This is a genomic window from Staphylococcus schweitzeri, assembly GCF_002902405.1.
Classification (GTDB): Bacteria; Bacillota; Bacilli; order Staphylococcales; family Staphylococcaceae; genus Staphylococcus; species Staphylococcus schweitzeri.
Genome location: NZ_PPQS01000034.1, coordinates 154,700 through 165,727, shown reverse-complemented (window position 1 = coordinate 165,727; position 11,028 = coordinate 154,700). Strand labels below are relative to the sequence as shown.

At 31.7% G+C, this 11,028-nt stretch carries 9 protein-coding genes; 6 read left to right on the top strand and 3 right to left on the bottom strand.

The features are described from left to right. Positions 1 to 79 precede the first annotated feature (79 nt). A complete protein-coding gene (mprF, locus tag CD116_RS07170) occupies positions 80 to 2,602 on the top strand; it encodes a bifunctional lysylphosphatidylglycerol flippase/synthetase MprF (RefSeq protein WP_047550630.1) in 2,523 nt (840 codons plus the stop codon). A 221-nt stretch (positions 2,603 to 2,823) separates the two neighbouring features. Here mprF and msrA read toward each other — a convergent pair whose 3' ends face one another. Further along, positions 2,824 to 3,333 (bottom strand): peptide-methionine (S)-S-oxide reductase MsrA, encoded by a 510-nt coding sequence (gene msrA, locus CD116_RS07165; RefSeq protein WP_047425396.1) that lies wholly within the window; start codon positions 3,331 to 3,333, stop codon positions 2,824 to 2,826. 136 nt (positions 3,334 to 3,469) lie between these two features. Here msrA and CD116_RS07160 point away from each other — a divergent pair, with 136 nt between their 5' ends. Next, positions 3,470 to 4,453: an LCP family protein gene (locus CD116_RS07160; RefSeq protein ID WP_047550633.1), complete on the top strand. Its 984-nt coding sequence runs from the start codon at positions 3,470 to 3,472 to the stop codon at positions 4,451 to 4,453. A 90-nt stretch (positions 4,454 to 4,543) separates the two neighbouring features. On the opposite strand, the gene CD116_RS07155 is transcribed toward CD116_RS07160, so the two are convergent. Further along, positions 4,544 to 4,729, bottom strand: a complete 186-nt coding sequence (locus CD116_RS07155; RefSeq protein ID WP_001123277.1) for a 2-hydroxymuconate tautomerase — start codon at positions 4,727 to 4,729, stop codon at positions 4,544 to 4,546. Positions 4,730 to 4,876: 147 nt separating this feature from the next. Between CD116_RS07155 and CD116_RS07150 the strand changes: the two genes are divergently transcribed. Further along, a complete protein-coding gene (locus CD116_RS07150; RefSeq protein ID WP_047550636.1) occupies positions 4,877 to 6,139 on the top strand; it encodes a Y-family DNA polymerase in 1,263 nt (420 codons plus the stop codon). A 135-nt stretch (positions 6,140 to 6,274) separates the two neighbouring features. On the opposite strand, the gene CD116_RS07145 is transcribed toward CD116_RS07150, so the two are convergent. After that, on the bottom strand, positions 6,275 to 7,366 hold the full coding sequence (locus tag CD116_RS07145) for a prephenate dehydrogenase (protein ID WP_047550638.1): 1,092 nt from the start codon (positions 7,364 to 7,366) through the stop codon (positions 6,275 to 6,277). Positions 7,367 to 7,530: 164 nt separating this feature from the next. Here CD116_RS07145 and CD116_RS07140 point away from each other — a divergent pair, with 164 nt between their 5' ends. The 3 genes from CD116_RS07140 to CD116_RS07130 all read left to right on the top strand — a co-directional run bounded on the left by CD116_RS07140 (position 7,531) and on the right by CD116_RS07130 (position 11,025). Further along, a complete protein-coding gene (locus tag CD116_RS07140) occupies positions 7,531 to 8,562 on the top strand; it encodes a M42 family metallopeptidase (RefSeq protein ID WP_047550641.1) in 1,032 nt (343 codons plus the stop codon). 493 nt (positions 8,563 to 9,055) lie between these two features. Further along, positions 9,056 to 10,462 (top strand): anthranilate synthase component I, encoded by a 1,407-nt coding sequence (locus tag CD116_RS07135; protein ID WP_047550644.1) that lies wholly within the window; start codon positions 9,056 to 9,058, stop codon positions 10,460 to 10,462. Beyond that, positions 10,459 to 11,025, top strand: coding sequence for an anthranilate synthase component II (locus CD116_RS07130; RefSeq protein ID WP_047550647.1), 567 nt, complete (start codon positions 10,459 to 10,461; stop codon positions 11,023 to 11,025). Before CD116_RS07135 ends, CD116_RS07130 begins: the two co-directional genes overlap by 4 nt. Positions 11,026 to 11,028: the final 3 nt, after the last annotated feature.

The window sequence follows — 11,028 nt, the reverse complement described above, 5'->3', positions numbered from 1 at the left end:
GGGAAATGATATGCTATTATTATGATTTATATGATATATTTTGATTTATAATAGAAATAATTAGAATTGATGTGAAAAAATGAATCAGGAAGTTAAAAACAAAATATTTTCAATCTTAAAAATTACGTTTGCTACAGCATTATTTATTTTTGTAGTAATTACGTTGTATCGAGAGTTATCTGGTATTAACTTTAAAGATACATTAGTTGAATTTGGCAAAATTAATCGTATGTCCCTTGTATTACTATTTATTGGTGGTGGGGCATCGCTTGTCATTTTATCTATGTATGATGTGATTTTATCTAAAGCTTTAAAAATGGATATTTCCTTAGGAAAAGTTTTAAGAGTAAGTTATATCATCAATGCGTTAAATGCGATTGTTGGATTTGGTGGATTTATAGGTGCGGGTGTAAGAGCAATGATTTACAAAAACTATACGCACGATAAGAAAAAACTAGTTCACTTTATATCATTAATACTAATTTCGATGTTAACAGGATTAAGTTTGTTATCATTATTAATTGTTTTCCACGTTTTCGATGCATCTTTAATTTTAGATAAAATCACGTGGGTAAGATGGGTATTATATGCAGTGTCATTTTTCTTACCAATATTCATTATTTATTCAATGGTTAAACCACCTGATAAAAATAATCGTTTCGTTGGCTTATACTGTACAATTGTTTCGTGTGTGGAATGGTTGGCGGCTGCAGTTGTATTATATTTCTGTGGTGTAATTGTTGATGCGCATGTATCATTTATGTCGTTTATTGCTGTGTTTATTATTGCAGCATTATCAGGTTTAGTCAGCTTTATTCCAGGTGGTTTCGGTGCTTTTGACTTAGTTGTTTTATTAGGATTTAAAACATTAGGTGTACCGGAAGAAAAAGTATTATTAATGCTATTACTTTACCGTTTTGCGTATTATTTTGTACCAGTAATTATCGCATTAATTTTATCTTCATTTGAGTTTGGTACATCAGCTAAGAAATACATTGAAGGCTCTAAATACTTTATTCCCGCTAAGGATGTTACATCATTTATAATGTCATACCAAAAAGATATTATTGCTAAAATTCCTTCATTATCATTGGCAATTTTAGTGTTTTTCACAAGTATGATTTTCTTTGTAAACAATCTAACTATTGTTTATGATGCGCTGTATGATGGTAATCATCTTACGTATTATCTTTTATTGGCAGTGCATACAAGTGCTTGTTTATTGCTTCTACTTAATGTTATTGGCATTTATCAACAAAGTAGACGAGCTATTATATATGCTATGATTTCAATTTTATTAATTACTGTAGCGACATTCTTTACGTACGCTTCGTACATTTTAATTACCTGGTTAGCTATTATCTTTATTTTACTTATTGTAGCTTTCCGCAGAGCACGTAAATTAAAACGTCCAATTAGAATTAGAAATCTAGTAGCTATGTTTTTATTTAGTGTGTTTGTTTTATATGTTAATCATATATTTATAGCTGGAACGCTTTATGCATTAGATATTTATACAATTGAAATGCACACATCTGTACTTAGATATTATTTCTGGATTACCATTTTAATTATTGCTTTAATTGTTGGCGCAATCGCATGGCTATTTGATTATCAATTTAGTAAAGTACGTGTATCTTCTAACATTGAAGATTGCGAAGCGATTATTAAGCAATACGGCGGAAATTATTTAAGTCATTTAATTTATAGTGGAGACAAACAGTTTTTCACTAATGAAGATAAGACTGCATTTTTAATGTATCGTTATAAAGCAAGCTCGTTAGTTGTTCTTGGTGATCCACTTGGTGATGAAAATACATTTGATGAACTATTAGAAGCATTTTATAATTATGCGGAGTATCTAGGGTACGACGTTGTTTTCTATCAAGTGACGGATCAACATATGCCGTTATACCACAATTTCGGAAATCAATTTTTCAAATTAGGTGAAGAAGCAATTATTGATTTAACTCAATTTTCAACTTCAGGTAAAAAGCGACGTGGTTTTAGAGCAACATTAAATAAATTTGACGAGTTAAACATTTCATTTGAAATTATTGAACCTCCATTTAATACAGAATTTTTAAATGAGCTTCAGCATGTAAGTGATTTATGGTTAGATAATCGTCAAGAAATGCATTTCTCTGTTGGTCAATTTAATGAGTCTTATTTATCTAAAGCGCCAATTGGTGTGATGCGTAATGAAAATAATGAAGTAATCGCGTTTTGTAGTTTGATGCCAACATACTTTAACGATGCAATTTCAGTTGACTTAATCAGATGGTTGCCTGATTTAGATTTACCATTAATGGATGGTTTATACTTGCATATGTTACTTTGGAGTAAAGAACAAGGCTATACGAAATTTAATATGGGGATGGCGACTTTATCAAATGTTGGCCAACTACATTACTCATATCTACGAGAACGACTTGCAGGTCGAGTGTTTGAACATTTTAATGGCTTATATCGTTTCCAAGGTTTACGTCGTTATAAATCGAAGTATAATCCAAACTGGGAACCACGCTTTTTAGTTTATCGTAAGGATAGCTCACTTTGGGAATCACTTTCTAAAGTAATGCGTGTTATACGTCATAAATAATTAGAAATCCGAGTACTAAAGGTATGCAATCGCTGATAAAGTACTCGGGTTTTTTATGTTTTGTTTAAGTTTTATATTAATAAAAATATAAAAAAGGTAGATAAAAATCTTTACGATTTTCGTCTACCTTTTTTAAATGATGAACTTGATACAATTTGTACATATCCTGGTATGGTGAATCCAGTCATTTATGACTGAACCTAATTGTTTTGTTAAAGAAGTTATTGCTTGTTTTTATATTCTTGACGTATTTTTTGTTCTTCTGCATAACGCTCAGGATTTTTCTTGTAAAAGTCTTGATGATATTCTTCAGCTTTATAAAATTCTGAAGCAGGTAATATTTTAGTAGCAATAGCCTTATCAGCATTAATAGTATTTTTAAGCTGTTCAATATATACTTCGGCCTGGTTTTTTTGATGTTCATTAGTATAAAAAATGGCAGTTTGATATTGTGGACCACGGTCTTGGTATTGACCATCAGTATCTAATGGATCAATTACTGAGAAAAATATTTCTAATAACTTGTTATATGAAAATAAAGCAACATCATATTGTATTTCTACAGTTTCTAAATGCCCACTGTTACCTGATTTTACTTGTTTGTATGTTGGATTTTTAACATGCCCACCCATATATCCAGAAGTTACTTTTTCAATACCATCAAAGGTGTCAAATGGTTTCGTCATACACCAAAAGCAACCTCCGGCAAAATAAGCTGTATTTATATTCATTTTTGACATCCTTTCATTAGACCTTAGTACGATTTATTCAGAAATCACTTGCTTTTTGAATTGTTTTTATATAACGTTAATATGTGATAATTATAGTACACAAAAATCTATTTTTGAAGATATAAGGTAGGTAAATATGGATAAAGAAAATAATGACAACGAATATAGACGTCAAAGTGAAAATGTTACTTCGACGCCTAAAAGAAAAAAGAAGAAGAAAATTAGGAAGTTACCTATCATTCTTCTAATTGTTGTAATCATACTTATCGCATTGGTTGCATATATTGTACATAGTTATAATAGTGGTGTAGAGTATGCCAAGCAACATGCGAAAGATGTTAAAGTGCATCAATTTAATGGGCCTGTAAAAAATGATGGTAAAATTTCTATTCTTGTACTTGGTGCAGATAAAGCACAGGGCGGACAATCGAGAACAGATTCTATCATGGTTGTTCAATATGACTTTATCAATAAAAAGATGAAAATGATGTCTGTCATGCGTGATATTTATGCAGATATACCAGGATATGGCAAACATAAAATTAATTCAGCATATGCTTTAGGCGGTCCAGAGCTACTTAGAAAGACACTTGATAAAAACTTAGGTATTAATCCTGAATATTATGCTGTAGTTGACTTTACTGGATTTGAGAAAATGATTGATGAACTAATGCCTGATGGTGTTCCAATTAATGTTGAAAAAGATATGTCTAAAAATATCGGCGTATCCTTGAAAAAAGGTTACCATAGATTAAATGGTAAAGAATTACTAGGTTATGCTAGATTCCGTCACGATCCAGAAGGTGATTTTGGACGTGTAAGACGCCAACAACAAGTAATGCAAACACTGAAAAAAGAAATGGTTAACTTCAGAACAGTTATTAAACTACCTAAAGTTGCAGGTATTTTAAGAGGTTATGTTAATACAGACATTCCGGATTCAGGAATTTTCCAAACAGGTTTGAGTTTTGGTATTCGTGGAGATAAAGACGTTAAGTCACTAACTGTGCCGATTAAAAACTCGTATCAAGATATCAACACAAATAGTGACGGCAGTGCTTTACAAATTAACAAAAATACAAATAGACAAGCTATTAAAGAATTTTTAGATGAAGAATAAGAAAATAAAAAGGCGATTTCTATCAAAGTAATGATGGAAATCGCCTTTTTTAGTGATTGAAAATTTAAAGTTCCAATATGTTTCTCAAATTTATTGATCTGATTTTCTAACACCAGCAACACCATAACGGCTTGGTTGCATTTCTTCAATAACAACATGAATTGCTTGTCTGTTCGCACCTGTTGTTCTTTCTACAGCATCTGTTACTTCGCTTACTAAATTTTTTAATTGTTCATCTGAACGACCTTCTAATAATTTTACATTGACGATTGGCATAATCCAAACCTCCTAATCATTATTAATTTGAGTATACCATGTAATAATTAAAAATACATTTACAAATTAATAGAACTAATGTTCTTTAAAATATTGAAATAGAACAAGTGTTCGTATATAATGGATACATGTTAGGGAGGGATAACAGTGTATAATTATCATTTATTAGAAGATAGGGATGTTCTATGTATTGACCAAAAAAGCTTTTTTGCGAGTGTTTCTTGTATTGAAAAGAGATTAGATCCATTAGAAACAAAGCTAGCTGTCGTCGCAGATACTAAACGCCAAGGATCTGTAGTATTAGCTGCGACACCTAAATTAAAAGAGTTGGGCATCAAGACAGGATCACGATTGTTTGAAATACCGCATAGAAATGACATTTATATTATTAATCCAAGTATGCGTAAATATCTCAATGTTTCAGTTGCTATTTCTAAAATTGCATTACGTTATATTCCACCTGAAGATTTACACCAATATAGCATTGATGAATTTTTTATGGATGTGACTGATAGTTATCATAGATTTAGCTCAACAGTACATGCATTTTGTGAAAGGCTTAAACGTGAAATTTATGAAGAAACAGGTATTTACTGCACAGTAGGTATAGGATCAAATATGTTATTAAGTAAGATTGCAATGGACGTCGAAGCGAAACATAGTAAAAATGGTATCGCTGAATGTCGGTATCAAGATGTACCAACAAAATTGTGGCCAATTCAGCCCTTGAGAGATTTTTGGGGTATTAATCGTCGAACAGAAGCAAAGTTGAATAAAAGAGGGATTTTTACTATAGGAGATTTAGCAAAATATCCATATAAATTTTTAAAAAAAGAGTTCGGTATTTTAGGTGTTGATATGCATCTACATGCGAATGGGATAGATCAGAGTAAAGTACGTGAAAAGCATAAGATTAGCAATCCATCGATATGCAAAAGTCAAATATTAATGAGAGATTATCATTTTGATGAAGCAAAAGTAGTAATGCAAGAGTTAATTGAAGATGTTGCTAGCAGAGTTCGAGCAAGAAAAAAAGTGGCAAGAACGATACATTTTGCCTTTGGCTATAGTGATGAAGGCGGTGTACATAAGCAATATACTTTGAAAGATCCAACAAACTTAGAAAAAGATATTTATAAAGTAGTAATGCATTTCGCAGATAAATTATGTAATAAACAAGCACTATATCGTACGCTAAGTATATCTTTGAGTCAATTTATTAATGAGGATGAGCGACAGTTAAGTCTGTTTGAAGATGAATACCAACGCAAACGTGACGAATGTCTAGCTAAAACGATAGACCAATTACATTTGAAATACGGCAAAGGTATTGTGTCCAAAGCAGTATCGTTTACAGAAGCAGGTACAAAACATGGTAGATTAGGTTTAATGGCTGGACATAAAATGTAATGACTATACGGTTTAAGGAATATATAACTGTGATTCGTATAAGATAAGTCTCTAAAGATAAATATTTCATATATCACAATAGATTTCACAATAATATCTAAGAATACATGGAATTTATCAAAAGAGACTTAATAATTATTGGATATAACAATCAAAATCACTCAATGCTTGCATACCGCGTTCTCGGTCAGTAGGATTTTTGAAACTAATTTTTAAAGCACCGTATATATCTTCGCGTACTTCTAAAATTCTTAAGTTGCTTATAGATATATTATGTAAACTTAGAATATAAGTCACTTTGCTTATCATACCTGATTCATCCGGAATATCTACATATAGATCATACGCAGTATTTAGTCCACCTAGTTGTTTAGCGGGCAGTGCATCACGATACGATTTAGCTTCGGCAAAAAATGATAACAATTTTTCAGAATCATTGCTTTCAATTAGTCTTTCTAAATCTTGAAACTGACTTTTTAGCTGTCGAATCATTTCTAAAATATACGTTTTATTACTCAAGGTGATATCTTTCCACATTTGTGCATTACTACTAGCTATACGAGTGATATCACGAAAACCACCAGCTGCAAGTTTATTGACTAAATGATGTTCTTGACCGTTCTTTTGACTAACATGAACTAAACTAGATGCAACGATATGAGGTAAATGACTTACGACGCTTGTTACGTAGTCGTGTTCTTCAGCAGTAGTTACAATAAATTTAGCAAGAGTAGGTGATAACAGTTCTTTTAACGTGTTTGCTGCTTGCTCATTTCTTGGCTCATTGTAGACTAAAATATAATAAGCGTTTTCAAATAAGTGCTTTTTAGCATTTAGTACACCAGATTTATGACTACCAGCCATTGGATGACCACTGACTAAATGAATATTATGTTTTAATAATCTGCATTCGTGTTGCTGTATCATTGCTTTAGTACTACCAGTATCAGAAACAATAACACCAGGTTTAGTTGGCATATCTATAAGCTCGCTAAGATATTTATTTGTGATAGCAACAGGTGTTGCATAAATAATTACATCGGCTTTTTTAATAGCTTCACTATAATTTAAATATTTTTCATTAATAATACCGATTGATTTAGCTTTGTCTAACTGAGAAGTATCTGCATCGTATGCAATAATATTAGTATTAGGGTTATGGTATTTTATATTGCTAGCAAGACTTCCACCAATTAATCCAAGCCCAACAAATAAAACTGTTGTCATATAAATCACCTTATTTCGAAATTTTCAGAATAATAACATTGTAAATGAGCTGTTGACACAGTGCAATAGTAAATAAAAATCGATAATAGCATTAATAGATAAACGGATATAAATCATCTACAATAAAGAGTATAGTAACACAATGGCAACGGAGGGGTAAATCAATGGAACCAATATTAGAAATGATTAAAACATTAACAGGTATTAATAGTCCTTCAGGAGACACAGAAGAAGCAATTCAATTTGTCGAAAAATATGCAAAAGACTTAGGCTATCAAACATCACTAACAAATAAAGGTGCGTTATTAATAATAGTGCCAGGCAAAAATGATGAAGTACAACGCTGTGTTACTGCTCATGTTGATACTTTAGGTGCAATGGTTAAAGAAATTAAAGAAGATGGGCGCTTAGCAATAGAATTAATTGGAGGATTCACGTATAACGCGATTGAGGGTGAATATTGCCAAATTAAAACTGATGCTGGTCAAATATATACAGGAACAATTTGTCTGCATGAAACAAGTGTTCATGTATATAGAAATAATCATGAAATACCTAGAGACCAAAAGCATATGGAAATAAGAATTGATGAAGTAACTACATCAGAAGAAGATACAAAGAGTTTAGGTATTTCAGTAGGTGATTTTGTTAGCTTTGATCCACGTACAGTTATCACGTCATCAGGTTTTATTAAATCTCGTCATTTAGATGATAAAGCTAGCGTAGCGATGATACTACAATTACTAAAGAAATTAAAAGAAGAGCAAATAATATTACCACATACAACGCAATTTTATATTTCTAATAATGAAGAAATAGGTTACGGTGCAAATGCATCAATTGATTCGAAAATCAAAGAATATATTGCATTAGATATGGGCGCGTTGGGAGACGGTCAAGCATCGGATGAATATACAGTTTCTATTTGTGTCAAAGATGCTTCAGGTCCATATCATAAGCAATTGAAATCACACCTAGTTAATCTTTGCAAAATAAATAATATTCCATATAAAGTAGACATATATCCATATTATGGTTCAGATGCTTCAGCAGCTTTACATGCTGGTGCGGATATCAGACATGGTTTATTTGGCGCTGGCATTGAATCATCTCATGCAATGGAACGAACACATATTGATTCTATTAAAGCGACAGAGAAATTACTATATGCATATTGCTTATCACCAATTGAGTAAACAATTAGTGTTGACAAATGTGAACGACCTATGTAATATAATGAACTATAAAAATAATTAGAATTTTCTAAAGAAATAGTAGCAGATATGAAACGTAGCAAATAGAAAGCTAATGGGTGATGGGAATTAGCACGCCATATCTTGTGAATTGGACTTTGGAAAACAATTGAATGAATTTTTGAAAGTGAACATGAATTATGTTAACTAAGGTGGCACCACGGTAACGCGTCCTTACAGGTATATGCGTTATGTGGTGTCTTTTTATTTAGACAAAATGTAGTAGTTAATTAAAGGTAGCAACAGAAAGTTAGTGGATGATGTGAACTAACACCGAGATTAATGAAATTGGGTTTTGTCTGCAACAGAAAATTTATATATAGTAAAGAGTGAACTATGAATATTTCGAATATTCGGTTAATTTAGGTGGTACCACGCGTCAGCGTCCTTTATATTGATAAGGATGCTGACGTTTTTTTAGAAAGGAGCGTAAAGAATGGATATATTTTATAAAAAAATAAAAGCAAATGTAACGCCAGAAGTTTTAGCACAACTTCATTCCAAGAAGATTATTTTGGAAAGTACAAATCAGCAACAAACTAAAGGGAGATATTCTATAGTCATTTTTGATATTTATGGCACTTTAACTTTAGATAATGATGTATTATCAGTAAGCACTTTAAAAGAGTCGTATCAAATCTCTGAAAGACCGTATCATTATTTAACGACTAAAATAAATGAAGACTATCACAATATTCAAGATGAGCAACTTAAGTCATTACCGTTTATATCTGGATATGTTGGGACGTGTAGCTTTGATTTAGTAAGACATGAATTTCCTAAATTGAAATCAATACAATTAGAAGATCACAAGCAGCACGATGTAAGGTTATATATGGTTGAACAAGTTTATGTATTTGACCATTACAAAGACGAGTTATATATCATCGCGACGAATCAATTTTCAAATGCAACAAAATCAGATCTTGAGAATCGAGTTAATAAGTCTATCGAAGACTTAACTAAAATCCAACCATTCATGCCTACACAAGATTTTGATTTTAAAACTAAAGAAATTCAATCAAATATTTCTGAAGAAAGATTTATCGAAATGATTCAGTATTTCAAAGAGAAAATAACAGAAGGGGATATGTTCCAAGTTGTGCCATCAAGAATTTACAAATATGCGCATCATGCTAGTCAGCATTTAAATCAACTTACGTTTCAACTGTATCAAAATTTAAAACGACAAAACCCAAGTCCATATATGTATTATCTTAATATCGATAAACCCTATATTGTCGGTAGTTCTCCCGAAAGTTTCGTAAGTGTCAAAGATCAAATTGTAACAACTAATCCTATTGCAGGTACGATTCAACGTGGTGAGACGACACAAATAGATAATGAGAATATGAAACAACTACTTAACGATCCTAAAGAATGTAGTGAACATCGTATGCTTGTTGATTTAGGGCGTAATGACATTCATAGAGTAAGTAAAATCGGTACCTCAAAAATTACTAAATTAATGGTTATTGAAAAATATGAACATGTTATGCATATCGTAAGTGAAATCACAGGTAGAATAAATCAAAATTTATCACCAATGACAGTTATTGCGAATTTATTACCAACAGGTACCGTTTCAGGTGCACCAAAATTACGTGCAATTGAAAGAATATATGAACAATATCCACATAAACGAGGCGTTTATAGTGGTGGTGTTGGATACATAAATTGTAATCATAACTTAGATTTTGCATTAGCAATTCGAACGATGATGATAGATGAGCAGTATATCAACGTAGAAGCTGGTTGTGGAGTTGTATATGATTCTATTCCTGAAAAAGAACTGAATGAAACGAAATTGAAAGCTAAAAGCTTATTGGAGGTGAGCCCATGATTTTAGTTGTAGATAATTATGATTCCTTTACGTATAACTTAGTGGATATTGTTGCTCAACATGCTGACGTCATTGTTCAATACCCTGATGATGATAATGTGCTGAATCAATCGGTGGACGCTGTTATTATATCTCCTGGTCCAGGGCATCCATTAGACGATCAACAGTTAATGAAAATCATATCAACCTATCAACACAAACCCATTTTAGGTATTTGTTTAGGGGCTCAGGCACTGACTTGTTACTACGGTGGAGAAGTGATTAAAGGCGACAAGGTTATGCACGGCAAAGTTGATACTATAAGTATCACTTCAAATACTCACAAAGTGTTATATCAAGATGTACCAGAACAGTTTTTAATTATGAGATATCATTCATTAATAAGTAATCCTGACAATTTTCCAGAAGAGTTGAAAATTACTGGACGTACTGATGATTGTATACAATCATTCGAGCATAAAGAAAGACCGCATTATGGTATTCAGTACCATCCTGAATCATTTGCTACAGACTATGGTGTAAAAATAATTACAAATTTTATTAATCTAGTGAAGAAAGGATGACTT

Bases quoted from the DNA above. Each gene is read 5' to 3' on its own strand.
- mprF (WP_047550630.1), top strand. From the start codon at position 80: ATGAATCAGGAAGTTAAAAACAAAATATTTTCAATCTTAAAAATTACG.
- msrA (WP_047425396.1), bottom strand. From the start codon at position 3,333: ATGAATATAAATACAGCTTATTTTGCCGGAGGTTGCTTTTGGTGTATG.
- CD116_RS07160 (WP_047550633.1), top strand. From the start codon at position 3,470: ATGGATAAAGAAAATAATGACAACGAATATAGACGTCAAAGTGAAAAT.
- CD116_RS07155 (WP_001123277.1), bottom strand. From the start codon at position 4,729: ATGCCAATCGTCAATGTAAAATTATTAGAAGGTCGTTCAGATGAACAA.
- CD116_RS07145 (WP_047550638.1), bottom strand. From the start codon at position 7,366: ATGACAACAGTTTTATTTGTTGGGCTTGGATTAATTGGTGGAAGTCTT.
- CD116_RS07140 (WP_047550641.1), top strand. From the start codon at position 7,531: ATGGAACCAATATTAGAAATGATTAAAACATTAACAGGTATTAATAGT.
- CD116_RS07135 (WP_047550644.1), top strand. From the start codon at position 9,056: ATGGATATATTTTATAAAAAAATAAAAGCAAATGTAACGCCAGAAGTT.
- CD116_RS07130 (WP_047550647.1), top strand. From the start codon at position 10,459: ATGATTTTAGTTGTAGATAATTATGATTCCTTTACGTATAACTTAGTG.